This window comes from Marivita lacus, assembly GCF_014637725.1.
Taxonomy (GTDB): Bacteria; Pseudomonadota; Alphaproteobacteria; order Rhodobacterales; family Rhodobacteraceae; genus Marivita; species Marivita lacus.
Map to the genome: position 1 here is coordinate 233,412 of NZ_BMFC01000001.1, position 23,473 is coordinate 256,884.

26 protein-coding genes are annotated in these 23,473 nt (G+C 62.1%); 17 read left to right on the forward strand and 9 right to left on the reverse strand.

What is annotated here, in order from left to right:
• The first annotated feature begins 5 nt into the window (after positions 1-5).
• The 5 genes from IEV82_RS01245 (at position 6) to IEV82_RS01265 (ending at position 4,492) form a co-directional block, all read left to right on the forward strand.
• A complete protein-coding gene (locus tag IEV82_RS01245) occupies positions 6-383 on the forward strand; it encodes a hypothetical protein (protein WP_188480130.1) in 378 nt (125 codons plus the stop codon).
• 96 nt (positions 384-479) lie between these two features.
• The gene (locus tag IEV82_RS01250) at positions 480-1,220 is read left to right on the forward strand and encodes a sulfite exporter TauE/SafE family protein (protein WP_229747627.1); all 741 of its coding nucleotides are present in this window, start codon (positions 480-482) and stop codon (positions 1,218-1,220) included.
• 84 nt (positions 1,221-1,304) lie between these two features.
• Positions 1,305-2,219, forward strand: a complete 915-nt coding sequence (locus IEV82_RS01255; protein ID WP_188480131.1) for a DMT family transporter — start codon at positions 1,305-1,307, stop codon at positions 2,217-2,219.
• 66 nt (positions 2,220-2,285) lie between these two features.
• Positions 2,286-3,215, forward strand: coding sequence for an acetyl-CoA carboxylase, carboxyltransferase subunit beta (gene accD / locus IEV82_RS01260; RefSeq protein WP_188480132.1), 930 nt, complete (start codon positions 2,286-2,288; stop codon positions 3,213-3,215).
• Positions 3,215-4,492, forward strand: coding sequence for a bifunctional folylpolyglutamate synthase/dihydrofolate synthase (locus tag IEV82_RS01265; protein ID WP_188480133.1), 1,278 nt, complete (start codon positions 3,215-3,217; stop codon positions 4,490-4,492). Before accD ends, IEV82_RS01265 begins: the two co-directional genes overlap by 1 nt.
• 12 nt (positions 4,493-4,504) lie before the next feature.
• Here IEV82_RS01265 and IEV82_RS01270 read toward each other — a convergent pair whose 3' ends face one another.
• On the reverse strand, positions 4,505-4,738 hold the full coding sequence (locus IEV82_RS01270) for a hypothetical protein (RefSeq protein WP_188480134.1): 234 nt from the start codon (positions 4,736-4,738) through the stop codon (positions 4,505-4,507).
• A 34-nt stretch (positions 4,739-4,772) separates the two neighbouring features.
• On the opposite strand from IEV82_RS01270, the gene IEV82_RS01275 reads away from it, so the two are divergent.
• Together IEV82_RS01275 and IEV82_RS01280 are read left to right on the forward strand one after the other, a co-directional pair.
• Positions 4,773-5,183: a rhodanese-like domain-containing protein gene (locus tag IEV82_RS01275; protein WP_188480135.1), complete on the forward strand. Its 411-nt coding sequence runs from the start codon at positions 4,773-4,775 to the stop codon at positions 5,181-5,183.
• The gene (locus IEV82_RS01280) at positions 5,183-5,839 is read left to right on the forward strand and encodes a LysM peptidoglycan-binding domain-containing protein (RefSeq protein WP_229747628.1); all 657 of its coding nucleotides are present in this window, start codon (positions 5,183-5,185) and stop codon (positions 5,837-5,839) included. The genes IEV82_RS01275 and IEV82_RS01280 overlap by 1 nt, the downstream gene beginning before the upstream one ends.
• 337 nt (positions 5,840-6,176) lie before the next feature.
• Here the strand turns inward: IEV82_RS01280 and zapE are convergent, their stop codons facing one another.
• Together zapE and IEV82_RS01290 are read right to left on the reverse strand one after the other, a co-directional pair.
• Positions 6,177-7,235, reverse strand: coding sequence for a cell division protein ZapE (gene zapE, locus IEV82_RS01285; RefSeq protein WP_188480137.1), 1,059 nt, complete (start codon positions 7,233-7,235; stop codon positions 6,177-6,179).
• A 41-nt stretch (positions 7,236-7,276) separates the two neighbouring features.
• Positions 7,277-7,618, reverse strand: coding sequence for a DUF2794 domain-containing protein (locus tag IEV82_RS01290; RefSeq protein WP_188480138.1), 342 nt, complete (start codon positions 7,616-7,618; stop codon positions 7,277-7,279).
• Positions 7,619-7,884: 266 nt separating this feature from the next.
• On the opposite strand from IEV82_RS01290, the gene IEV82_RS01295 reads away from it, so the two are divergent.
• Positions 7,885-8,067 (forward strand): hypothetical protein, encoded by a 183-nt coding sequence (locus IEV82_RS01295; RefSeq protein WP_188480139.1) that lies wholly within the window; start codon positions 7,885-7,887, stop codon positions 8,065-8,067.
• Positions 8,068-8,248: 181 nt separating this feature from the next.
• Here IEV82_RS01295 and IEV82_RS01300 read toward each other — a convergent pair whose 3' ends face one another.
• The 3 genes from IEV82_RS01300 to IEV82_RS01310 all read right to left on the reverse strand — a co-directional run bounded on the left by IEV82_RS01300 (position 8,249) and on the right by IEV82_RS01310 (position 10,863).
• Entirely contained in the window at positions 8,249-8,704 is a 456-nt protein-coding gene (locus tag IEV82_RS01300) for a DsrE family protein (protein ID WP_229747629.1), read from the reverse strand.
• Positions 8,705-8,827: 123 nt separating this feature from the next.
• Positions 8,828-10,495 (reverse strand): DUF6504 family protein, encoded by a 1,668-nt coding sequence (locus IEV82_RS01305; protein WP_188480140.1) that lies wholly within the window; start codon positions 10,493-10,495, stop codon positions 8,828-8,830.
• A gap of 101 nt (positions 10,496-10,596) precedes the next feature.
• Positions 10,597-10,863 carry an I78 family peptidase inhibitor gene (locus IEV82_RS01310; protein WP_188480141.1) on the reverse strand — a complete coding sequence of 89 codons (267 nt, stop codon included), beginning with the start codon at positions 10,861-10,863 and terminating at the stop codon, positions 10,597-10,599.
• A gap of 87 nt (positions 10,864-10,950) precedes the next feature.
• Between IEV82_RS01310 and IEV82_RS01315 the strand changes: the two genes are divergently transcribed.
• From IEV82_RS01315 to IEV82_RS01330, 4 genes are all read left to right on the forward strand, one after another.
• Complete coding sequence (locus IEV82_RS01315) at positions 10,951-12,063, forward strand: S-(hydroxymethyl)glutathione dehydrogenase/class III alcohol dehydrogenase (protein ID WP_188480142.1); 1,113 nt, start codon at positions 10,951-10,953, stop codon at positions 12,061-12,063.
• 108 nt (positions 12,064-12,171) lie between these two features.
• The gene (gene ggt, locus IEV82_RS01320) at positions 12,172-13,977 is read left to right on the forward strand and encodes a gamma-glutamyltransferase (protein ID WP_188480143.1); all 1,806 of its coding nucleotides are present in this window, start codon (positions 12,172-12,174) and stop codon (positions 13,975-13,977) included.
• Positions 13,978-14,084: 107 nt separating this feature from the next.
• Positions 14,085-14,795, forward strand: coding sequence for an NYN domain-containing protein (locus IEV82_RS01325; protein WP_188480144.1), 711 nt, complete (start codon positions 14,085-14,087; stop codon positions 14,793-14,795).
• A gap of 118 nt (positions 14,796-14,913) precedes the next feature.
• Positions 14,914-15,729 (forward strand): cobalamin B12-binding domain-containing protein, encoded by an 816-nt coding sequence (locus IEV82_RS01330; protein WP_188480145.1) that lies wholly within the window; start codon positions 14,914-14,916, stop codon positions 15,727-15,729.
• Here the strand turns inward: IEV82_RS01330 and IEV82_RS01335 are convergent.
• The 3 genes from IEV82_RS01335 to IEV82_RS01345 form a co-directional block, all read right to left on the reverse strand.
• The gene (locus IEV82_RS01335; RefSeq protein ID WP_188480146.1) at positions 15,693-16,334 is read right to left on the reverse strand and encodes a TetR/AcrR family transcriptional regulator; all 642 of its coding nucleotides are present in this window, start codon (positions 16,332-16,334) and stop codon (positions 15,693-15,695) included. The genes IEV82_RS01330 and IEV82_RS01335 overlap by 37 nt on opposite strands.
• Positions 16,335-16,489: 155 nt before the next feature.
• Entirely contained in the window at positions 16,490-17,806 is a 1,317-nt protein-coding gene (gene amtB / locus IEV82_RS01340; RefSeq protein WP_188480147.1) for an ammonium transporter AmtB, read from the reverse strand.
• A gap of 36 nt (positions 17,807-17,842) precedes the next feature.
• Positions 17,843-18,181, reverse strand: coding sequence for a P-II family nitrogen regulator (locus IEV82_RS01345; protein WP_188480148.1), 339 nt, complete (start codon positions 18,179-18,181; stop codon positions 17,843-17,845).
• Between the two features lie 250 nt (positions 18,182-18,431).
• On the opposite strand from IEV82_RS01345, the gene IEV82_RS01350 reads away from it, so the two are divergent.
• The 5 genes from IEV82_RS01350 (at position 18,432) to IEV82_RS01370 (ending at position 23,433) form a co-directional block, all read left to right on the forward strand.
• Positions 18,432-20,603, forward strand: a complete 2,172-nt coding sequence (locus tag IEV82_RS01350; RefSeq protein WP_188480149.1) for a transglycosylase domain-containing protein — start codon at positions 18,432-18,434, stop codon at positions 20,601-20,603.
• Between the two features lie 81 nt (positions 20,604-20,684).
• Positions 20,685-21,146: a RidA family protein gene (locus IEV82_RS01355; RefSeq protein WP_188480150.1), complete on the forward strand. Its 462-nt coding sequence runs from the start codon at positions 20,685-20,687 to the stop codon at positions 21,144-21,146.
• Positions 21,143-21,898, forward strand: coding sequence for a glycerophosphodiester phosphodiesterase family protein (locus IEV82_RS01360; RefSeq protein ID WP_188480151.1), 756 nt, complete (start codon positions 21,143-21,145; stop codon positions 21,896-21,898). The genes IEV82_RS01355 and IEV82_RS01360 overlap by 4 nt, the downstream gene beginning before the upstream one ends.
• A gap of 48 nt (positions 21,899-21,946) precedes the next feature.
• On the forward strand, positions 21,947-23,146 hold the full coding sequence (locus IEV82_RS01365; protein ID WP_188480152.1) for a GNAT family N-acetyltransferase: 1,200 nt from the start codon (positions 21,947-21,949) through the stop codon (positions 23,144-23,146).
• Positions 23,143-23,433 (forward strand): 4a-hydroxytetrahydrobiopterin dehydratase, encoded by a 291-nt coding sequence (locus tag IEV82_RS01370; protein ID WP_188480153.1) that lies wholly within the window; start codon positions 23,143-23,145, stop codon positions 23,431-23,433. The genes IEV82_RS01365 and IEV82_RS01370 overlap by 4 nt, the downstream gene beginning before the upstream one ends.
• Positions 23,434-23,473: the final 40 nt, after the last annotated feature.

Here is a 23,473-nt window from a genome sequence, read left to right on the forward strand (position 1 = left end):
CGATCATGACAGCCTATTCCATGTCCAAAGCCCGTTTCTTCGAAGGTGTCTGGGAAGGCGTGATCGCAGGCGACAGCGACGACAGCCCCACCCCCAAGATCGAGGTGCGGGTGCAGGACAAACCCGTTCCGGACGTCTCGCTCGACCCTTTGCCGGACCCCGGCTCATGGCTGCTCAAGGTGCCGGTTCCGACGCATTTCCTGGCGGACGGGGTGCATACCTTCATGATCTCGGAATCCACGCTCGGTCAGGCGCTCGGCAATTTCTCGATCATCGCGGGTGATGCTGCCGGAGAAGACATCCGCGCAGAAATGTCGCTGCTGCGTGCGGAACTGGACATGCTCAAACGATCCTTCCGCAGGCATTGCCGCGAAACGGCGTAATCACCTGCTACAATTGGCGCGCGGTGATCCCACCGCAGCTTGGCAATCCCCATCCGACATGCGACCTGTGCGTGGAACAATGACGCGGGGCGTGGAGTGGATTTCTGGATCGTCGCGGGGCTGGCCTCGTTCCTGATGGGCCTGTCGAAAGGCGGGGTGCCGATGATCGCGATCCTCGCGGTGCCGTTGATGTCCCTTTTCATGGACCCGGCCCGCGCAGCTGGCCTGTTGCTGCCGATCTACATCGTGGCCGATGTCTATGCCGTCTACCTCTTCCGCAAGGCGTTCTCGCTCCGCAATATCAAGATCCTCCTGCCGGGTGCGGTCGTCGGCATCCTCGTGGGATTTGCCGCCGTGTCCTTCGTGCCGGGCGATGCGGGCAAGCTGCTGGTCGCGGGCATCGGGCTCTACTACCTGGCCACGGCGCTGCGGGGTCGGTTTTCCAAGACCCCCGTGGTGGCACGCCCCGCCGATGTGCCGCGCGGCCTATTCTGGGGCACCGTGACCGGGCTGACCAGCTATATCTCGCATGCCGGGGGGCCGCCCTACCAAGCCTATGTGCTGCCCCAAAAGCTCGACAAGATGGTCTATCTCGGCACCACGGCGATCTTTTTCTCCATCGTGAACCTGATCAAGGTCCCGCCCTTCATCCTTGCCGGGCAGATCACCTGGGACAGCGTCTCGCAGGCGGTCTGGCTCGCGCCCTTTGCCCTTGCCGGTGCCTGGAGCGGGTCGATGATCTCGCGCGCGCTGCCCGAACGTGCATTCTTCATCCTGATCGAGATCGCGCTTGCAGTGGTGTCGTTCAAACTGCTCTACGAAGTGCTGCTGACCTGAACCGAGCAACAGCGCAAGATCGCCGGATTGACCTTCCCCCGCCACGCGGGCAGGTTGTGATGATAACCTGAACCCGGAGAACGTATGTCCCCGCTGCGCGGAATGGTGCTGAAACTCAGCGCCGTCTTGCTATTCGTCTTCATGGCAGCCCTGATCAAGGCCAGCTCTGACGTCGTGCCGCCCGGCGAAGCGGTGTTCTTCCGGTCCTTTTTCGCGCTTCCCGTGATCATCGGCTGGCTGATCCTGCGGCGTGACCTCAGCACCGGCTTGCGCACCCGCAACCCCGCGGGGCATTTCTGGCGCGGCCTGATCGGCGTCAGTGCCATGGCGTGCGGATTTGCGGCACTTGGTCTCCTGCCCCTGCCCGAGGTCACGGTCCTGGGCTATGCCGCGCCGATCATGACCGTGGTTTTCGCCGCGCTGTTGCTGGGGGAAAAGATACGGTTGGTGCGGATGTCAGCCGTCGTCATCGGTCTTGTTGGCGTCGTGATCGTGATGTTGCCACAACTGGGCAACGAGTCGATGGGAACGAGCGCCAAGTGGGGTGTGGCATTGGTTCTGGCCTCTGCCGCGTTCAAGGCTCTGGCGCATGTACATATCCGCAAGCTGGTCCAGCACGAAACCACATCGTCTGTCGTGTTCTATTTCGCCGTCACCGCAACCTGCCTGTCGCTGCTCACCTCGCCCTTCGGCTGGGTCATGCCAGACGCGATCACGGCCAGTCAGCTGATCGGCGCGGGCTTCATAGGTGGGGTTGCGCAAATCCTGCTGACTGAGGCCTACCGCAATGCAGAGGCCGCGGTGATCGCCCCCTTCGATTACGCGTCGATTCTTTTTGCCCTGATCATCGGCTACACGGTCTTTGGCGAAATCCCGACCATCCACACGATGATCGGCTCTGTCGTCATCGTAGGGGCGGGTGTCCTGATCATCTGGCGGGAACGTCAACTGGGCGTCAAACGCGGCCCGGCCCGGTCAAACCTCACGCCGCACGGTTGATTGCATTTCCACGGCAAGGGCCTTAGATCACACGCAGCTAAGACAGGGTGACGGGAGCCGCACTGCATGAACTGGATCACGAATTACGTCCGACCCCGGATCAACTCGATCTTTTCGCGCCGCGAGATCCCCGAGAACCTCTGGGTCAAGTGTGACGATTGCGGAACGATGCTGTTCCACCGCGAAATGTCGGACAACCTCAATGTCTGCTCCAATTGCGGCCATCACATGAACATCACCCCCCGCGAACGCTTCGAGGGATTGTTCGACGGCGGTATCTTTACCGAGGTCGAGGTTCCCGAACCGCTGAACGATCCACTGCATTTCCGCGACCAGAAGAAATATCCCGACCGGATGCGGGCTGCCCAGAAATCCACCGGCGAAAAAGAGGCGATGCTGGTCGCCACCGGCGAAATCGGTCGCACGCCCATCGTGGCCGCAGCCCAGGACTTCAGCTTCATGGCAGGCTCCATGGGCATGTATGTCGGCAACGCGATCATCGCCGCCGCCGAGAAGGCCGTCGAACTGCGCCGACCGCTGGTGCTCTTTTCCGCAGCCGGCGGCGCACGCATGCAGGAAGGCATCCTGAGCCTCATGCAGATGCCCCGCACCACCGTTGCGGTGCAGATGCTGAAAGAGGCGAACCTGCCCTATATCGTAATCCTGACCCATCCCACGACCGGCGGCGTGACCGCCTCCTACGCGATGCTGGGCGATGTCCAGATCGCCGAACCCGGTGCCCTGATCTGCTTTGCCGGTCCGCGCGTGATCGAACAGACGATCCGCGAGAAACTGCCCGAAGGGTTCCAGCGCGCGGAATACCTGTTGGAACACGGAATGCTTGATCGGGTGACAGACCGCCGCAAGATGCCCAAGGAACTGGTGCAGATCATCCGGATGCTGATGCACATGCCCCCACCCGTGTCGGGCGATCTGCCCGCACCCGGCCCTGCCGACATCACGCCGGTGCCCCCGGCCCCTTCCGAACAGAAATGATGAACACACAAACCGGGTCGGACGTCATCCTTGAACGGATGATGTCTCTGCATCCCAAGGTGATCGACCTCACCCTGGATCGTGTCTGGCATCTTCTGGCAGCGCTGGATCACCCCGAACGCACGCTGCCGCCGGTGATCCATATCGCGGGCACCAATGGCAAGGGATCGACACAGGCGATGATCCGCGCCGGGCTGGAGGCCGTGGGCAACAGCGTTCACGCCTATACCTCGCCGCATCTTGCGCGGTTTCACGAACGCATCCGTCTCGCCGGAGATCTCATTTCCGAAGCGCACCTGACCGATATTCTGGACGAATGCTACCGCGCCAATGACGGTGCGACGATCACCTATTTCGAGATCACAACCTGCGCCGCCCTGCTGGCCTTTGCACGCACTCCTGCCGATTACACGCTGCTGGAGGTTGGACTGGGCGGTCGGCTTGACGCGACCAACGTGATCGACACACCCGCGCTGACCATCATCACCCCTGTCTCCATGGATCACGAAAGCTATCTGGGTGACACTCTTGCCAAGATTGCGGGCGAAAAGGCCGGGATCATCAAGCGCGGCGTGCCCTGCATCGTCGGTCCACAGCACGACGACGCGATGGACGTGATCGAGGCGCAGGCGGCCCGACTTGGCGCGCCTTTGCTGGCCTACGGACAGCACTGGCATGTCGGCGAAGAGCGGGGCCGGCTGGTCTATCAGGACGAAACCAGCCTGCTGGACCTCGACCTGCCCAACCTGCCGGGACAGCACCAAATCCAGAACGCAGGTGCGGCGCTTGCAGCGTTGCGCTATCTGAACATGCCCGAGGCCGCGTTTGACGGCGCGGTGCAAAATGCGCGCTGGCCTGCACGGATGCAGCACCTCAAGGGCACATCCCTGAACGATCTGGCACCGCAAACCGACCTCTGGCTCGATGGCGGGCACAACCCCTCGGCAGGCGAGGCGTTGGCCACCCACCTGCGCAGCCTTCCCAAACGTCCGACCTATCTGATCTGCGGCATGCTCAACACCAAGGACGTGCGCGGCTACCTGCGGCCCCTGGCCGGTATCGCCGACCACCTGACCGCAATCTCCATTCCCGGAGAGGCCAACACCCTGAGTGCGGAAGACACTGAACAAGCGGCGCGCGATGTCGGTCTGAAGGCAGATCAGGCCGACAGTGTGGAAACCGCGCTGACGCAGATTGCAGCAAATGAACCGCAGGCGCGCGTGTTGATTTGCGGATCGCTCTACCTTGCCGGGCATGTGCTGCGCCGGATCGGTTGACCCAAATTTCGATCAGGTCACTTTATATTGACCAAATTGCCCCAAATCGCCTATATATCGATAAAAAAGAGCAGTGCCCACATTAAAGGGGCAAATAGGTGGCTTAATGGTATCAGCACGGTGCGCCGTCAGTGCAGCATGGATTGCTGCAGGCAGCCCGGTGATCGCGCAATCCGCAGCGATCACGGAAAGCGCAAGCGCGTTCTCATTTACCATGAATGGCGCGGAATTGACGATCTCCCGCATCGGCCCGTCCTGCCCCTCCTCCTGCATCCAACCCATGACGGCAGCCGCTGGCGTCGAAACGCTTGGCGAACTCGAAGTCATCGGCTTCCTGCAGAGCGCGGTCAGCGCTGGCTCCGGCCTTCTGATCGACGTCCGCATGCCCGGGACGTTCTCGTCGGGTTCGGTGCCCGGTGCGGTCAATGTGCCTGTCGCCACCTTCCTGCCGGACAACCCCTATCGCGCGGACCTGCTGTCTGCCCTCGGTGTGAGCAACCCTGAAACGGCACCCGGATTTGCCGGGGCCTTCACGCTTGCGATCTTTGGCAACGGCCCCGATGACAGCACCGCGCGCGACGCGATCCAGCATCTTTTGGGGGCAGGATATCCGGCAGCCAAGATCAAGTATTACCGGGGCGGTGCATCGACCTGGAGCGCGCTTGGCCTCAACATATCGGTGGGACAATGATGCACAGCTCCAGACATGCCGGTCTGATCCGGATGGCCCTGATGGGCACCGCCTTCATTGCGCTGACCATCGTTCTGATCGTGTTCCAGCCGGGCTCTCCGCGCCACGCGCAAAGCAGCTTTGAGCCCGACACATCCCCCACAGTCACGCGGGCCGATCCGCTGGCACAGCCCGCCGTGATCGCTCAGCCGGTCACTGTCGCGCCCCTTGCACAAGCGCCTGCATCCACGGTGCAATCCCAGATCGCCATCCCTGTCCAGAGCTTGGGCGAAACGAGCGGTCAGCCGACCAACATGCGCGACATGACGTTCAGCGCAATCTCGAACCTGAAATCCGTCACCACCGGCGAGACCCCGGCCCCCGGTCAACCGGGCAGCCTGCTGCACAGCGTCGTGCAGCGCAGCATCGCCAACGGCACCCCGGCGCCGACGGCAACCCGCCCCGTCACCCTGATCGAGCCGGTCAGCACAGGCACCCCGCGCACACCCTCGACCAGATCGTATTTCGTGCGTCCCGGCGACACCTTGCTGAGCATCGCGATCAAGCTCTACGGCGACACCTCCATGTCGTCCGAGATTTTCCGTCAGAACGCGAGCACCATGTCCAGCCCGGACAGCCTCAAGCCCGGAATGGTGTTGAATTTGCCTGCGCATTAGCCGCAACATCTGGGTAAACCCTCAACATTTGCAAAATTGATGCGAATGACTATCTAAATATTGACCAGAGAGAATCACTGTGGCACAACATTCACAGAGTTCGTGACTTGCTTTGAAAGTGACCACGGAACAGGAGATTACACGGTATCCCAGTTCGTGTTGAATTGGTTTGCCAAAGCTCCGGCACAATGCTCGGAACCGACCAGAACGACCCATACCTCGAAGACCCCTCTGGCGCTCCCTCGCGCCTCCATCGACGTAAGGTATAGCAAGGACCTGAACACAGGCGAGAATGATCGAGCAGCCTCAGAGGTCCTTCGGGACCTCTTTTTTTCGCTCAGACCTCGCCCCAGCCCTCGGCCTGCATCTCGCGCAATCGGCTTGCGGTGCGTTCGAATTCAAACGTCCCGGTCCCCTCGACATAAAGCATCTCGGGCTCTGCCGCAGCAGACGCGATCAGCCGCACCTTCGCCTCGTAAAGCGCATCGATCAACGTGACGAACCGCTTGGCCTCGTTGAAGTTCTGGCGGCTCAGTCGCGGAATGTCCTCCATGATCAACACCCTCACCGCATCCGCCAGCGCAAGGTAATCCGCCGGACCCAGCATGCGCCCGCACAGATCGTAGAACTTCGCCCGCGCGACCCCGTTGTGGAACCGGGGCAGCTCGATCTGGCGGCCCTGCACATGCAGCGTCAGGCTGTGCTGTTCGCCGCCGGTCAGTTCGGTCCAGATGCGGTTGATCGCCTCTTTGGCCGGTGAATCATTGGGTGCGAAATACACCTGCTCTCCCGCCAGACGGTCCTGTCGGTAGTCGGTCGGCGAGGTCAGTTCATGCACCACCATCCGGGTCTTGATCATGTCGATGAAGGGCAGGAAAATCTGCCGGTTCAGCCCGTCCTTGTAGAGATCGTCCGGCACACGGTTCGATGTGGTGACAACCACCACACCCGCAGCGAAGAGCTTTTCGAACAGGCGTCCGACGATCATCGCGTCGGTGATATCGGTGATCTGCATTTCGTCGAACGCCAACAGACGCACCGAACCCGAAACCGATTTCGCCACCGGCTTGATCGCATCCTCGACCCCGTCCTTGCGGGCCTGGTGAATGGCCGCGTGGATTTCCTGCATGAAGGCATGGAAATGCACCCGTCGCGCAGGGGCGTTCAGGCTTTCGACGAACAGATCCATCAGCATCGACTTGCCGCGCCCGACCCCGCCCCACAGGTAAAGCCCTTTGGGCGGTTCGGGTGCCTTGCGAAACAGGCCTTTCCGCACCGGCGCGGCCAGTGCCGCACGGATACGCTCGAATTCAGGAAGCACCGCCTCTTGCGCGGGGTCAGGGGTCAGAGACCCGTCCGCAACACGGGCGGCGTATATCTCGGGCAATGTCGTCATGACCGCCGATTACCGCGTCTTCGAGCGATTGTGGAGAGGCGTTATTCGACGGCGCGGATCAATTTGCGCTCAAGCACCCGGAGCACCATGCGCAGGTCATGGCCCCGCTTGAGCACCTGACCGTCGATGCCGATGACAGCGTATTGTCCCTGGCGGTTGCGCATCTTGGGGCGCTTTTCGATACGGTAGAGCGGGTTTTCCGCCGTCCGACGAAAGACCGAGAACACCGCAACGTCACGCAGGGTCGAGATGCCGTAATCCCGCCATTCCCCGGCGGCCACCATGCGCCCGTAGATCGACAATATCTCGTTCAGCTCGGTTCGGTGGAAGGCCACCTGCTCGGGCGTGGACGCGTGTGTTTGGAACGGTGTGATACTGTTCATATTTCATGATGTGGTCAGGGTGGCGTGTAAATCAAGCGTTTTGACAGGTGTCCCTGACCGCCGTTGCAAATTCATCCGCTCATGACGAATTGTGTTTCGCTGCGAACGGGTCGAAGGCGCGGATTTGATCGAAAACCGCAAATGGTGTATAGGTTGCATTCCCTCGGCGATGACCGGAGCGCGGGGCACAAGCCCCAAAGGCTCTGACGACAAGACGGCGAAAGCCTTTTGCGCAGCCTATCGCTGAGGCAGCAAAGGAGGAACCCATGGATGCCATGAAAGCAAGCGAGATTGCACATGCGCTGTATCGTGTGCGCGGTGATCGGGCGGAGTACGAAGCTGCCCAGCGGGAGCAGGACTTCACCGCTGCCGGCAACGAAGAGGAGGCGGGATACTGGCGGGCGATCCGGGGCAGCATCCGCCGGATGCGCGGCGCGAACGAAAGCTGAGGCAAACCGCAGCGTCAGGATATGCGGCTTAGGTCCGTTCCGGCCCCAATGTTTCGCGCGCGAAACAAAAGGACCGGAACGGACCATTTAAGCGTTTGTTAACAATTGGCTTTCGCAAGATTTCCCGCCTCGCGCCACAAGGGCCATGAGCGTGAGGACTTGCCTGCGAACCGATCCCGCTTCACGGTCTGAGATAGGAATACCCTTGCTGTTGCAGTTCCATCAAGCGGACTGCGCCAGAGGGGACCACGACAGCTTCGCTGAGGAGTGGAACATCCTTTTGAGATTTCTGCTTCATGGATTCGACCGTGTTGAGACAGGCCGAAAACGAGATGTTGTCCATTTCGAGTGCCATGACCGAAATACGCTGCGCGACGGGCGACGTGTCGGCGCGCAGCATGTGCAGGCCCGGTCCGTAGGTGACGATTTCGATGATCACCTCTTCGCCTTGCGCTTCGTAATGGGCCGCGATGTTCTGGGCGTTGTTGAGCGCCATGTTCATGGTCTGGATGCTTTCTTCATCAACATGAATGGCAACCTTGTTGACCGTTTCGGCATGGGCCAGATGCGCGCCCAGAATCAATGCGGCGACCGCCATGGCAAGCCGCGCCATCATCTGCGTTGGGTTCAGTGTCATCTCGTTTTCCTCCCTGAGACGTTTGCGTGTCCCAGCCTGTCAAACTCGCTCCTCATCCGCAATAAATATTCATATCTGAGAATATCATTTTCCCGGCCGACGACTTCGCATCGGAATGGGTCCTCACGCAAACGCCCCCTGACAGAACCAGCCCGAGGATTTCGCGGCGCCGTGGGCATAGAACAACCACAGGCGATGCCCCTCATCGGTGATCACGTCCCAGTAGTCGCGCTGGCCGCTGCGCCATGCGGGGTCATCAAGCCACCATTCCGGCGCGATGCGTTCGGGACCGCGTGCGCTGTGGACCTTGTGATCGCGCCCACGCCAGCGGAAGGCGTCGGGCAGGCGCGGCACATCCGGGATCATCACCGGTTCGGGTGCCCACATCCGCAACGGACGCGACGTGTTGCGCTGTGGCCAGACCGACACCGGGTCGGACCATGCCGCTGCGACGGTGATCCATGTCTTTTCGGGAATGTGGCTGTCGGCGGGCTGCACGCGGGTGATCGCCTCGACCCCGAGCCGGGTGCCCAGTCGTCCGATCAGCGTGTCCAGCGATCCGGGTTTCGGCCCGGCCATGCGCGCGCGTCCCGCCTCGGCCGCCTCGAGATGACCTGACGCGGTGCGCAGGTGGATGGGTTCGTGCAGCACCGCCTCGAGCCGCAGCATGTCGATGCCGTAACCCGCATCCAGATCCTCGACCTTGAGCCGCAACAGCGGGCGGATGTGATCCGGATCGTCCGAGGGCTTGGCCATGGTGACGTTCATCCACTGCATCGTCCCGTCGGCGCGATAGGCCTCGAACCGCAGCGTGCGCGCGCCACGTCCCTTGTTGCGCAGCGACGCGCATAGCCGGGGCAGCATCCGGTCGATGGCAGCCATCACATCGTCCTCCAGGCCGATGGGGTCGGGCAGGCTCATGCGGGTGGCAAAGCGATCGGGCGGCGGGGCCGGGCTGACCGGTTCGGGCAGCGCGCCCAGCGCCTGATCCAGCCGCGCCACCAGCCCGCGCCCGAACCGGCGGACCAGTCCCGCGCGGGGTTGATCGACAAGGTCTTTCACCCGGCGCAGACCAAGCCGGGACAGCTGCGCCATCGTGTGACTTTCCAGCCGCAGCGCGGCAATGGGCAGGGGGGCCAGCGCGGCGTAGGTTTCGCCGGGTGCCGCGATGCGGGCGCGGCTTTGTACCGGGCCAAGCGCCACCAGAGGCGCTGCCCCGCCGCGTTCCCAATGCCGCCGCTTGCCCGCACGGGAGCGGGTCGCGCACGCCTCCTGGTCAATGGCGTCGCCGTTGCGGTGATGATCACCCCCCTGCCCGCCGCCGAACCGCGCCAGCGCCCAGGCCCCGCCCAGCGTGTCGGCAATGCCAAGCTGCACCGACAGCCCCAGATCGACGCAATCCTCTTCGACCTGAAGCGCCAGCTGTTCCTCGCCGCCGAAGAGATGCGCGCAGCCGGTCAGATCGACCACCAGTGCATCGGGTGCCTCGCGCGCGACCCAGGGCGAAAACTTGCCCGCCCAGCGGTGCAGCACGCCCAGGAACGCCGCCTCGGCATGGCGGTTCGACAGCCGGGTGAGCAGGTCGGCGCACATCGCATGGGCATCGCGCAGGGGCTGGCCTTCGTAGAGCCCCGCCGCCTGCGCCAAGGGCGACAGCGACGCCAGAACCTGCGCCTGCCCTGCGTCGCGCACCACGGCAAAGGGCACCGTCCCCAGATTGGGGTCGCGCCGGATATGGCGTTCGGCGGCCAGCCGGGGAAACCAGATGGACAGGATACGACGGTTGATCATGCGACTCGCGGCAGCGTTTGTTCTTCCTTTGTTCTATATATCCTAGGCCCCCGACGAGTCGAGATCAGAGAGTACGGGACCGCCACATCTGCCCTACGGGATCAGCCGCAATAGATGCGCACCACCGTGCCGCTGTCATCCAGCAGGAAATTCACGCGTTCACCGCGGAAATCCATCGTTGCCGCGTCGTCCGGGCCAAGGATGCGGTGGGGTTGCGAGAAGGCGATGTTTTCCAGTTGGGCACGTTGCAGCCCCATCAGGTGCGACATCTCTTCGGCACCACAGGACTCGGCCGGTCGTTCCTCGACAGGGACTTCCTGACAGGCCGCGAGACCAAGACAAAGACCAAGAATAGAATAAATCCGCATGAAGAAACCTTTCCATTATTCATGCCAATGCTTGCAAACCAGACGCTTTCCCGCAAGGTTCCGCAAAAGACATCGAGGGAGAAAAACATGCGCACACGTGCCGCAGTCGCGATTCAAGCCGGAAAACCATTGGAAGTCATGGAGGTGAACCTCGACGGCCCCCGCCCCGGCGAAGTGCTGGTCGAGATCAAGGCCACGGGCATTTGCCACACCGACGAATTCACCCGCTCCGGTGCCGACCCCGAGGGTATCTTTCCGGCGATTCTCGGCCATGAGGGCGCGGGCGTGGTTCTCGAGGTGGGCGCAGGTGTGACAAGCCTCAAGCCGGGGGATCACGTGATCCCGCTTTACACGCCGGAATGCCGGGAATGCGATTACTGCCTGCATCCCAAGACCAACCTCTGTCAGGCGATCCGCACGACGCAGGGACAGGGCCTGATGCCGGATGGCACCAGCCGGTTCTCGATGCTCGATGGGACACCCATCCTGCATTACATGGGCTGCTCGACCTTTTCCAACCACACGGTCCTGCCGGAAATCGCGCTGGCCAAGATCCGCGAAGACGCGCCGTTCGACAAGGTGTGCTATATCGGCTGCGGCGTGACCACCGGGGTCGGTGCGGTGATCAACACCGCCAAGGTCGAGATCGGCAGCCGCGCCATCGTGTTCGGTCTGGGTGGCATCGGCCTCAATGTTATTCAGGGCCTGCGCCTGGCCGGTGCGGATCAGATCGTCGGTGTCGACATCAACCCCGACAAGGTCGAGATGGCCACGCACTTTGGCATGACGGATTTCGTGAACCCCAAGGAGGTCGAGGGCGATCTGGTGCCGTATCTCGTCAACCTGACCAAGGGCGGCGCGGATTACACCTTTGACGCCACCGGCAACGTCAAGGTGATGCGCGACGCGCTGGAATGCGCGCACAAGGGCTGGGGCGAGTCGATCATCATCGGCGTGGCCCCTGCGGGCGCCGAGATCAGCACACGTCCGTTCCAGCTTGTCACCGGACGGACATGGAAAGGCACGGCGTTTGGTGGCGCGCGCGGGCGCACCGATGTGCCCAAGATCGTGGATTGGTACATGGACGGGAAGATCGAGATCGATCCGATGATCACCCACACCATGCCGCTCGAGGACATCAACAAGGGCTTCGACCTGATGCATGCAGGTGAAAGCATCAGGTCGGTCGTGATCTACTAAGCCTTGTGTCCGGGGGCCCTGCGCCCCCGCGCAGACAGAGTTCCGGTTTTGTGCACGTGCGGGTCGTTCCGCGCGGGGATTTTCCATTTCACAAAGGGAGTTTGACTCATGTCACGTTACTCAAGCTGGGTTTTGACAGTCACGCTGGGATTCGGCTTGGCTACAACGACAGGGTTTGCACAGCAGACCGCCGACGCGGTCGCACCCGAGGCGGTGACCGACACCACCACCGCCTATGGAGGCCTGTCGCAAGCGGCGACGGATGCGCTGATCCTCAAGGGCGCGGGGCGTCCGGTCGAGGCACAGGAGTGGATGGTGACCGCAGCGCACCCGCTGGCCGTTGAAGCCGGCGCACGGGTGCTGCGCGAGGGCGGGACAGCCGCCGACGCGATGGTCGCGGTGCAGGCGGTTCTGGGTCTGGTGGAGCCGCAAAGCTCGGGGCTTGGCGGTGGCGCGTTTCTGGTCTGGTACGATGCGAACAGTGGCGAGGTGACAACGATGGACGGGCGCGAGACCGCGCCATTGGAGGCGACACCGACGCTGTTCCAAACCGACGATGGCGAACCTATGGGGTTTTTCGACGCGGTTGTCGGCGGACGATCTGTCGGCACTCCCGGTACACCGGCGCTGATGCAGGCCGCGCATGACAAGTGGGGGCGCTCGGACTGGGCCGGGCTGTTTGCCGAGGCGATTGAACTGGCCGAAGGCGGGTTTACCGTGTCGCCGCGTCTGGCCGAACTGGTGCTGGGCGATGCCAACCGGCTGGGGCGGTTCCGCGCCACGCAGGAGTATTTCTATCCCGGCGGCACCCCGATCGTGGCGGGCGATACGCTGGCAAACCCGGATTACGCCAACACGCTGCGCCTGATCGCGGCGCATGGCGCAGAGGCGTTCTACACCGGCCCCATCGCGTCCGACATCGTGGCCACCGTGCGCACGGCGGCGGGCAATCCGGGTGTACTGTCTGCGGCTGACTTGGCGCTCTACGAAGTCAAGGAGCGCGATCCGGTCTGCGTGCCCTACCGCGCGCATGAGGTGTGCGGCATGGGTCCACCCTCGTCCGGTGCGCTGACCGTCGGTCAGATCCTCGGGATGCTGGACAGCTATGACCTTGCCGCCCTCGGGCCGGACAGCGCCGAGGCGTGGCGCCTGATCGGGGATGCGTCGCGGCTCGCCTTTGCGGATCGCGGGCTTTACATGGCCGATACCGATTTCGTGCCGATGCCGACCAAGGGTCTTGTTGCGCCCGAGTATCTTGCCGAACGCCGCCAGCTTCTGAGCGGGGATGATGCCTTGCCAGAGGTGGCACCGGGCAATCCCGAATGGGACCACGCGATGTTGCTGGCACCGGACGAGAGCCTCGAACTGCCCTCGACCTCGCATATCTCGATCGTGGACAGCCAGGGCAACGCGCTGTCGATGACCACGACCATCGAAAACGGGTTCGGATCGCGGCTGTTCGTGCGGGGGTTCCTGTTGAACAATGAGCTGACCGATTTCTCGTTCCGCACCCATGCTGACGGGCGGCCCATCGCCAACCGGCTGGAGCCGGGCAAGCGGCCCCGCTCGTCGATGGCCCCGACCATCGTGATGACGGCCGGCGCACCGTCGCTGGTGATCGGATCGCCGGGTGGCAGCCGCATCATCGGCTACGTCGCACAGGCGATCATCGCGCATGTCGACTGGGACATGGATGTGCAACAGGCAGTGGCGATGCCGCATCTGGTCAACCGCTTTGGACCGTTCGACATCGAGGCAGGCACATCGGCAGCGGATCTGGAAACCGCGTTGACGGAGTTGGGGTTCGAGGTCAGCGTACAAGGGTTGAATTCCGGCCTGCACGCCATCGCGGTGGGTGATGTCCTGACCGGCGGGGCGGATCCGCGCCGCGAAGGGATTGCACTTGGCGAATGATCTGCCAAAGGAAACGGGATCGGCGGACAGCATTGTTCGCCGATCCTGACGATCAAGCTGGTGACTGCCTCAGGGAACCAGATCACGCCGAACAAGGTTTCTGAGACATGTCCGACACTCCTCTTTTGCTGGCCGTTCTGATCGACGCAGACAACACCTCCCCGAAATACACATCCGCGATCTTCGACGAGATCGCCTCTCTGGGAGAAGCAAGCGTACGGCGCTGTTACGGCGACTTTTCGAGCCAGCAGATGTCGGGCTGGTCCAAGGTGCAGGCCGAGTTCGGGCTTGTCCCGCACCACCAGCCGGCCAACACGGTCGGCAAGAATGCCAGCGACATTGCGCTGGTGATCGACGCGATGGACCTGATGCACACGGGACGCTTCGGTGGGTTTGTGCTTGTCAGTTCCGACAGCGATTTTACCCGCCTCGCGCAGCGTCTGCGCGAACAGGGGCTCGAAGTCTACGGGATGGGGATGCAGAAAACACCCGAGGCCTTCCGCCGGGCCTGCAAGCGCTTCATCTTCCTCGAGAACCTCGAAGGCGGTCCGGATGCGGACAATACCGCGGCCAAGCCAACGCCCAAGGGCAACCTGAACGAGGCGCGCAACCTGATCCTCAAGGCGATGGACGCGATCGACCAGGATGACGAATGGTACCGGCTGGGGCAGTTGGGTCAGAACATCGTGTCGGCCAATCCCGATTTCGACACCCGCACCTATGGCAAGCGCAAGCTGAGCGATCTGGTCGCGGATATGAAAGTGCTCGAAGTCAAGCGCGGGTCCAACAATCAGCTGATGGTCCGACGCCGGGACTGACGTACATTTCGTGGTTTTCCCGAGCCTACAAGAACAACCATTGCGGATTTGACAGCCTCATGTCATTCTCAATTCGGGGACGAGGGGTTTCTGCGTTCTACGCGTTGGAGACCTGACTATGCTGATTATCGACACACCGATCTTGGTGCGTGCCATTGATGACAATGCGCGCGGCCAGGAAAAACGGCTATCCGACGCATCCCTTCTTGCCATGGCACAAGAGGTGATCAACCGTCTGTCGCATATCTCGCGGCAGTCAAATCTCGACATCAGCGATGTCGACCTGGACGCGTTCTGCATTGCGCTCGTCGAGCCCACTGCCGAGGACGCCAAGCGCATCATCCTGCGCGCGCATGAGCGCGGGGCCAGCCACCAGAAACTGTGCCTGTCCTACATTGCCGCCGCCGCGTGCCGATTGGGCGAATGGTGGGAACAGGACATCATCCATTTCAGCGATGTGGCCATCGCGGCGGGGCGGATGCTCCACATGCTGCGCGACCTGCGAATCGCCACGCCACATATCCCTGTCCGGGGGCACCGCGAGGCGCTGTTTGCAACGGTGCCCGGCGAACAGCATGTGCTGGGCGTGACGATGGCGGCCGAGATCCTGCGCGGCAAGGGATGGCATATCGACCTGCAGGTCGGGCGGAGCGAAGCGGAACTGTGCAAGATCGCGCATGATGGCGGCTATCCGATCATCGGCCTGTCCGCCTCGGGTGCGGACCGTGTTCGCGCGCTGGCACGCACCATTGTCGAGCTGCGGATCGCCGCGCCACGGTCGTTGATCTTCATCAGCGGCAATATCGTGCAGATCGAAAAGGACATCGCGATCCGCACCGGTGCCGATGCGGCGGCATCCGGGATGGATCAATCCCTGGAAACCCTCGAGTCGCTGTATCAGGCCGTCATGGGTGCAGCGTCCGCAGTACCGTAGCGGGCGAGGAACGTCGTGACGGCCCCGTCGATCACGCGCGCCTTTTCAGCTTCTGACACGGTGCGGATGATGCCGAACACCAGTTTGGGCCAGAGGTCGGCCTTGCACAGTTCGGCGAACTGGTCAGCCGCCAAGTCGAAATCGGCAATTCGTAACTCGTTGCGGTCCACCGCCTCGCGCAGGTAATCGACCACGGCAGTGCGCATGATCATCGGGCCGGAATGATAGAACTCCTGCCCCAGTTGCGGGAAGCGATCCGCTTCGGCGACGCAGATGCGGAAAATGCGCTGGCCCATCTCGGAATAGATGAAGCCGAGGAACTGCTCGGCGACGCGCGACAGCACCTCGCGCGGGGGGTGGGAGCTGTCGATGTTCTCGATCGACGTCTGGGCCTGTTCCTTGCACTGGCGCGTTGCGACCTCCATGAACAGAAGCCGCTTGTCGGGGAAATAGCTGTAAAGCGTGGCTTTTGACACACCTGCGGCGCGCGCGATGTCATCGACGCTGGCCCCTTCAAAGCCATCCCGCAGGAACACCTCACGCGCGCCTTCGACCACCTGGTCGAACTTTCGACCTTTCCGAATTTGCGCCTGCGCTGTTGTCATCTGCCCCCCGTTCATCGTGGTCAAAATCTAAACAGATCGGTTTAGTGCCGCAAGTGGGGAAGTGTGGCAGGTCAATCCCGGCGAAGCGGCAAACAAAAAACCCGGGCGCGAACGCCCGGGCAGTTGGTCACTAAAGACTGACAGGAAGGAGGAGATCAGCCTTTGGAGAATTCGGGATAGGCTTCCATGCCCAGTTCCGCCATGTCGAGGCCGTTGATCTCTTCTTCCTCGCTGACGCGGATACCGACAGTCAGCTTGAGGACGTACCACAGGATCAGCGCACCGACGAAGGTGAAGACACCGTAAGCCGCGATACCGATCAGCTGGGTGATCAGGCTTGCCTCACCGTAGAAGATCACGGCGATGGTACCCCAGATGCCTGCGAACAGGTGGACCGGGATCGCACCGACAACGTCGTCGATCTTGAGCTTGTCAAGGAACGGGATGGCGAAGACCACGATCACACCACCGACGGCACCGATCCAGAGCGCACCAAAGAGCGTCGGAGCAAGCGGCTCTGCCGTGATCGAAACGAGACCGGCCAGAGCGCCGTTGAGCACCATGGTCAGGTCGACCTTCTTGTAGAGAATCTGGGTGAGGATCAGCGCCGTCACGGAACCCGCCGCAGCCGCCATGTTGGTGTTGGCAAAGATGCGCGATACGTCAGAGACATCACCAACGGTGCCCATTGCAAGCTGCGAGCCGCCGTTGAAGCCGAACCAACCCAGCCACAGAATGAATGTGCCGAGGGTTGCAAGGGCCAGGTTGGAACCCGGGATCGGGTTCACACGACCGTCCTTGTACTTGCCCAGACGCGGACCAAGCACGATCACGCCAGCCAAGGCTGCCCAACCACCGACCGAATGCACGATGGTGGAGCCGGCGAAGTCGGAGAAGCCCATTTCAGACAGCCAGCCGCCACCCCACTGCCAGGACCCGGAGATCGGGTACATGAGGCCGGTCAGGACAACCACGAAGGCAAGGAAGGGCCACAGCTTGATGCGTTCGGCCACGGCACCGGACACGATGGACGCGGTTGCGGCAACGAAAACCAACTGGAAGAAGAAGTCGGACCCGACGGACGCATAGTCAAGTGCTGCATCGGCTGCCGAGACGCCCACCGCATCAAGCACGGTCTGGCCGCCGATGGCGAAGTAGCCGTTGAAGTCGCCCGGATACATCGTGTTGAAGCCAACGAGCCAGTACATGATGGCCGCGATCGAGAAGAGCGCGATGTTCTTGGTCAGCTGCATCGCCACGTTCTTGGAGCGCACGAGGCCCGCTTCGAGCATCGCAAAGCCTGCGGCCATGAAGAACACGAGGAAGCCTGCCATCAGGAACAGCAGCGTTGTGAAGATATACGGACCGACTTCGTCCATTGTCGGCGCGGCGGCCTCAGCTTCCTGAGCCATGCCCATGACCGGCAACGCGATCAGCGCAGCGGCGGGCAGGAGTGTCTTGAGTAGTTTCATCTGTATGTGTCCCCTAATCTCTGTCACAGCGCCGGTTCAGAGCGCATCCCCATTGGTTTCGCCTGTGCGCACGCGGATGGCCTGCTGCGCATCGAGTACGAAGATCTTGCCGTCGCCGATCTTGCCGGTCCGGGCTGTCTTGGTGATGGTCTCGATCACCTGATCCGCCATGTCCGAGGCGACCACGATTTCGAGCTTGATTTTCGGCACGAAGTTCACGGCATATTCCGCGCCACGGTAAATCTCGGTATGGCCGGACTGAGAGCCGAACCCCTTGATCTCGGTTACCATCATGCCGCGGACGCCAATGTCTGTGAGCGCCTCGCGGACTTCTTCAAGCTTGAACGGCTTGATCGTCGCTATGATGAACTTCACCTTGGTCCCTTTCCCTTGCAGGTCGATCTTGTTTGCAAGCGCAGAAAAGAGGCACAAGGGAGGGTAAGGGAAGGTCTGGGACCAGGAGGATCGGGCCGCACATCGGTAAATTGCACAAATTTTGCACAATTTAATAAGTTTGATGCTTTTTTGTGCGATTAAAAAACAAGATAACGTCTTCTTGAGCGGTCCACATCGACAGCAAAAGTCATTAAATTGATAAAAAAGAGCAGCAATACAGGCGGGCGCCATGACTGATTCACGACGCGGGAAAAGTCGTCTGGTCGCGGACCGACGTTATTCCAAGACACAGACCAAGACGTCCAAGTCACGCAAGGCGGCCCCCGCCAAGCGCCGGACGCGGCGTGCCACACCAAAGCGCGGCGGGATCATCGGGTTTTTCACCGGCATCATCGGCTGGGTCTTCCGCTTCTTCCTGCGCCTGTTTATTCGCGCCGGGATCGTCGCGGGCCTGATCCTCGCGGCCTTTGTAGGGTACGAATACTCGACGCTGCCAAATGTCAGCGAAGCGCTGGACGGGCGCGCCCGCGGTTCGGTTCAGCTTCTGGATCGGGACGGCGTGGCATTTGCGTGGCGCGGGGACCAGTTCGGCGGCGTCGTGACGGCGGATACGGTCTCGCCACACCTCAAGAACGCGGTGATCGCCACCGAAGACCAACGGTTCTACAGCCATCTCGGCATTTCCCCGCGCGGCGTTGCGTCTGCCGTCAGGATAAACCTGTCCGAAGGGCGCGGGCCCTTGTCCGGGCATGGCGGGTCGACGATCACGCAACAGACAGCGAAACTGCTGTGCCTGGGAGTGAGGTACGATCCAGACAATTGGACAAACGAGGCTGAGTACATTGCCGACTGCCGTCGGGGGTCGCTTTACCGCAAAGGCAAAGAAGCGGTCTACGCGATTGCGATGGAACTGAAATACACAAAGGACGAGATCCTTTCGATCTATCTGAACCGCGCCTATATGGGCGGCGGTGCCTATGGTGCCTCGGCGGCCGCAGAGCGGTATTTCTCGAAACCGGCATCGGCGCTGACCCCGCAGGAAGGTGCGATGATCGCGGGTCTTTTGACCGCCCCGTCAACGCTGGCACCGACATCGAACCTCGAACGGTCGCAGGCAAGGGCCGCCACCGTGTTGCGGTTGATGAATGAGCAAGGCTATCTCTCGGACGAGCAGACCCGCGCGGCGCAGGCCAATCCCGCGATGCTGTCGGACAAGGCCAAGACCCAGACCGGCGGGTACTTTGCCGATTGGGTGATGCAGTCCGGGCCGGATTTCTTTACCCGCGACACGACCGAGGACGTTATCATCTCGACGACGCTCGACCAGCGTATCCAGAAAGCGCTCGACGAGACCATAAAGGAGGTCTTCGCCACAAAGGTCCGTGAAGGATCGAAGGCGCAGGCCGCAATTGTCGTCATGTCCGCCGATGGCGCCGTGCGGGGCATGGTGGGCGGACGAGAGACCAACGTGTCCGGTGTCTTCAATCGCGCGACGCAGGCTCAGCGACAGACCGGATCGGCTTTCAAACCCTTCGTCTATGCCACCGCGCTGGAGCTTGGATACAGCCCTTATGACACGGTGTTGGATGAGCCGTTCTGCATGAACATCCCCGGCTCGGGTCGATGGTGCCCGGGGAACTATTCCAACCAGCATTACGGGCAGGTGACGCTTTTCGATGCGCTGGCAAGAAGCTTGAACGTCCCGGCGGTCAAGGTGTCCGAATCCGTCGGCCGCGACCTCGTGCGCAAAGTGTCCGAAGACTTTGGCATCGTGAGCGCCCTGAGGGACACACCGGCCCTCGCACTTGGTGCGTCCGAGGCATCGCTGCTGGAAATGACCGGTGCCTATGCGGGCATTCTGAATGGCGGATCATCGGTCACGCCGTACGGCTTGCGCGAATTGCGGCTTGTGGGTGAAGACCAGCCGATGATGGGTGCAGGCGGCGGCATTGGGGAACGGGTCATCAACGAAGAGGCGGCGCGCCAGCTGATCTGGATGATGGAAAAGGTCATCACCCAGGGCACAGGGGGGCGGGCCAAGCTGCCGGATCGCCAGGCCGCGGGCAAGACCGGCACATCCCAAGAGGCGCGCGACGCGTGGTTCATCGGCTTTACCGCCGATTACGTGGCCGGTGTCTGGATGGGCTACGATGACAACACGCCGCTGGCGGGCGTCACCGGAAGCGGCCTGCCTGCCGAGATCTGGCACGAAGCGATGCTGCGCGTTCACGAAGGATTGCCGGTGCGCCCCTTGCCGATGATCGAACCCACGCCGCCGCGACAGGTCGCGCAACCTCAGCCCCAGCAGCAGCAACAACCGGCCCAGCCGGGATCGCAGGGCGGCAATGCTCTCGAGAACACGATCAACGACTTGCTGCAGAGCATCTTTGGCCAGAACTGAGATCGGCCCCTCGGTGGAATCGCCTCTTCCCATTTCGTACCGCGCGCAATAGCGTCCCGGCACATGAACAGGGGAGACACCATGACCGACGCCATCGAAGCCCGCCTTGCAGAGCTTGGCCTGACCTTGCCCGACGCGCCCGCACCGGCCGCGAACTACGTGCCTTTCGTGCAGACCGGCGCGCAGATCTATGTCTCGGGCCAGTTGCCGACCGGCCCGGACGGGCTGATCAAGGGCAAGCTGGGCGATGATCTGGACGCTCAGGCAGGTGCCGAAGCCGCGAAATACTGTGCCCTCGCGCTTCTGTCGCAGGCGCGCAAGGCAGCGGGGGGCGATCTGAGCCGGGTGCGCGTGGTCAAGCTGGTGGGCTTCGTGAACTCCACCGCCGATTTCGGAGACCAGCCCAAGGTGGTGAACGGCGCGTCCGACCTGATGGTCAACGTGCTGGGCGAAAACGGGCGTCATGCGCGGTCTGCCGTGTCCGCCGCATCCTTGCCATTTGGCGTCGCGGTCGAGATCGAAGGGATCTTCGAACTTCTATGACACGGTTGCCAACCGATTTCCTGACGCGCCCAATTGCGCATCGCGGGTATCACAACAAGGCCGAGGGGGTTGTCGAAAACAGCCTTTCGGCATTTGCTGCGGCTATTGCGGCGCGCTATCCGATCGAACTGGACCTGCAACTGTCCCGCGATGGCGTGGCCATGGTGTTTCACGATGACCGGCTGGACCGGCTGACATCCGAAACCGGCCCTGTCCGCGCGCGGGATGCCGCCGAACTGGAAACGATGGGGCTCAAGGGCGGGACCGACCGGATCGCCACCCTTGCCACCGTTCTCAAACAGGTGAACGGTGCAGTCCCCCTGCTGATCGAACTCAAGGACCAGCATGGCGCGATGGGCGAAACAGATGGTGCGCTGGAAACGGCAACTCTGCGCGCCCTCGACGATTATCGCGGCCCCGTGGCGCTGATGTCGTTCAATCCGCATATGGTCGCCAAGGTGGCGGAGCTGTCTCCGGACATTCCACGCGGTCTGATCGGATGCGCCTGGCGCAAGATCGACGAGCCGGATGTTTCGGTGGACCGGCGCGCCGAACTGGCGACGATCCCGGATTTCGACCGTGTCGGCGCGGATTTCCTCAGCCATGATCACACCAATCTGGATGCGGCGCGGGTCGAGCAACTCAAGTCCCGTGGCGTGCAGATTCTGTGCTGGACCATTCGCAGCCCGGAGCAGGAACAGCAGGCGCGCCGCATCGCCGATAACATCACCTTCGAGAATTACGCGGCTTGATCCTCGGCTGAAGCAAACCAAGTAAACCTGCGTAACCAAGGAACGGACATGTCCGACCCAACCGACGCGCCCACAATCGCCATTTCGATGCACGGCTCCCTGTCGCAGATCGCACCGGAGGACTGGGATGCCTGCGCCTGCCCCGAGGTCGCGGATGGCGGGCGGGCCCATGACCCGTTCACCACCTACAGGTTCCTCAAGGCCTTCGAGGACAGCCGCTCCGTGGGCGCAGGCACCGGCTGGGATCCACGTTACATGACCGCCGAGATGGACGGTCAGATCATCGCCTGCACGCCGCTTTACGCGAAAAGCCACAGTCAGGGCGAATACATCTTCGACCACAACTGGGCCAATGCGTGGGAACGCGCGGGCGGGCGCTACTATCCCAAACTGCAGATCGCCGTGCCGTTCACCCCTGCCACTGGACGCCGGTTCCTGACCCGTCCAGGTTTCGAGGTCGAAGGCATGAGCGCGCTGGTGCAGGGCGCTGTTCAGGTGGCCTCCGAGAACCAGCTGTCCTCGCTGCATGTCACCTTCTGCACAGAAGCCGAGGCGATTGCCGGTGAACGGGTCGGCCTCCTGCGAAGGCGCACCCAGCAATACCATTGGGAAAACCGGGGCTATGCCGATTTCGACGGCTTCCTGGGCGACCTGAGTTCGCGCAAACGCAAGACCATCCGCAAGGAACGCGAACGCGCACAAGCTTTCGGCGGCACCATCCATCACTTCACCGGAGACCAGATCAAGCCCGATCACTGGGATGCGTTCTGGGAGTTCTACCAGGACACCGGCGCGCGCAAATGGGGCACGCCCTACCTGACGCGCAAGTTCTTCGACATCGCGCAGGAGCATCTGCGCGACGACATCCTTCTGGTGCTGGCCGAACGCGATGGCGCATGGGTCGCAGGAGCGCTGAACGTGATCGGACGCGACACGCTCTACGGGCGCTACTGGGGCTGCACCGAAGACCATCCCTGTCTGCATTTTGAACTGTGCTACTATCAGGCGATGGATTACGCGATTGCGCATGACCTCTCGCGCGTCGAGGCGGGCGCGCAGGGGGAACACAAGCTGGCACGCGGATATCTGCCGGTTTACACCCATTCGCTGCACTGGATCCGCGACCCCGGTTTCACCGAGGCCATCGCGCGTTATCTTGAGGCAGAGGCAGAGGCCGTGGATCAGGACATCGAAGTCCTCACCAGCTATGGCCCCTTCCGCAAAGTCACCACGGAGGACGACCAATGACCGAAAAGCTATCCGACACAGCCCGCAAGACCGTTCTGGACCCGTTGCTGGAGGCCGGATGGACGCTCTTGGAAGACCGCGATGCGATTTCCAAGACGTACAAGTTCGAGGATTTCACCGAGGCGTTCGGCTGGATGACACGGGCCGCGATGTGGGCGGAAAAATGGAACCATCACCCGGAATGGTCCAACGTCTATAACCGCGTCGAGGTAACGCTGACGACGCATGACGTGGACGGTCTGTCCTCGCTCGATGCGAAACTGGCGCGCAAGCTCGACGCGCTTTGAGAAGGCGCAGGTCTGGCGCCTTCGGGGTCCGCTGCGGACC

Coding starts and splice junctions, on each gene's coding strand:
- IEV82_RS01305 (WP_188480140.1), bottom strand. CDS start 10,495: ATGATCAACCGTCGTATCCTGTCCATCTGGTTTCCCCGGCTGGCCGCC.
- IEV82_RS01300 (WP_229747629.1), bottom strand. CDS start 8,704: ATGACACTGAACCCAACGCAGATGATGGCGCGGCTTGCCATGGCGGTC.
- IEV82_RS01355 (WP_188480150.1), top strand. CDS start 20,685: ATGACCGACGCCATCGAAGCCCGCCTTGCAGAGCTTGGCCTGACCTTG.
- IEV82_RS01255 (WP_188480131.1), top strand. CDS start 1,305: ATGTCCCCGCTGCGCGGAATGGTGCTGAAACTCAGCGCCGTCTTGCTA.
- IEV82_RS01280 (WP_229747628.1), top strand. CDS start 5,183: ATGCACAGCTCCAGACATGCCGGTCTGATCCGGATGGCCCTGATGGGC.
- ggt (WP_188480143.1), top strand. CDS start 12,172: ATGTCACGTTACTCAAGCTGGGTTTTGACAGTCACGCTGGGATTCGGC.
- amtB (WP_188480147.1), bottom strand. CDS start 17,806: ATGAAACTACTCAAGACACTCCTGCCCGCCGCTGCGCTGATCGCGTTG.
- accD (WP_188480132.1), top strand. CDS start 2,286: ATGAACTGGATCACGAATTACGTCCGACCCCGGATCAACTCGATCTTT.
- IEV82_RS01295 (WP_188480139.1), top strand. CDS start 7,885: ATGGATGCCATGAAAGCAAGCGAGATTGCACATGCGCTGTATCGTGTG.
- IEV82_RS01275 (WP_188480135.1), top strand. CDS start 4,773: ATGACGGCAGCCGCTGGCGTCGAAACGCTTGGCGAACTCGAAGTCATC.
- IEV82_RS01335 (WP_188480146.1), bottom strand. CDS start 16,334: ATGACAACAGCGCAGGCGCAAATTCGGAAAGGTCGAAAGTTCGACCAG.
- IEV82_RS01290 (WP_188480138.1), bottom strand. CDS start 7,618: ATGAACAGTATCACACCGTTCCAAACACACGCGTCCACGCCCGAGCAG.
- IEV82_RS01350 (WP_188480149.1), top strand. CDS start 18,432: ATGACTGATTCACGACGCGGGAAAAGTCGTCTGGTCGCGGACCGACGT.
- IEV82_RS01270 (WP_188480134.1), bottom strand. CDS start 4,738: ATGCGGGAGATCGTCAATTCCGCGCCATTCATGGTAAATGAGAACGCG.
- IEV82_RS01330 (WP_188480145.1), top strand. CDS start 14,914: ATGCTGATTATCGACACACCGATCTTGGTGCGTGCCATTGATGACAAT.
- IEV82_RS01360 (WP_188480151.1), top strand. CDS start 21,143: ATGACACGGTTGCCAACCGATTTCCTGACGCGCCCAATTGCGCATCGC.
- IEV82_RS01265 (WP_188480133.1), top strand. CDS start 3,215: ATGAACACACAAACCGGGTCGGACGTCATCCTTGAACGGATGATGTCT.
- IEV82_RS01365 (WP_188480152.1), top strand. CDS start 21,947: ATGTCCGACCCAACCGACGCGCCCACAATCGCCATTTCGATGCACGGC.
- IEV82_RS01325 (WP_188480144.1), top strand. CDS start 14,085: ATGTCCGACACTCCTCTTTTGCTGGCCGTTCTGATCGACGCAGACAAC.
- IEV82_RS01315 (WP_188480142.1), top strand. CDS start 10,951: ATGCGCACACGTGCCGCAGTCGCGATTCAAGCCGGAAAACCATTGGAA.
- IEV82_RS01310 (WP_188480141.1), bottom strand. CDS start 10,863: ATGCGGATTTATTCTATTCTTGGTCTTTGTCTTGGTCTCGCGGCCTGT.
- IEV82_RS01245 (WP_188480130.1), top strand. CDS start 6: ATGACAGCCTATTCCATGTCCAAAGCCCGTTTCTTCGAAGGTGTCTGG.
- IEV82_RS01370 (WP_188480153.1), top strand. CDS start 23,143: ATGACCGAAAAGCTATCCGACACAGCCCGCAAGACCGTTCTGGACCCG.
- zapE (WP_188480137.1), bottom strand. CDS start 7,235: ATGACGACATTGCCCGAGATATACGCCGCCCGTGTTGCGGACGGGTCT.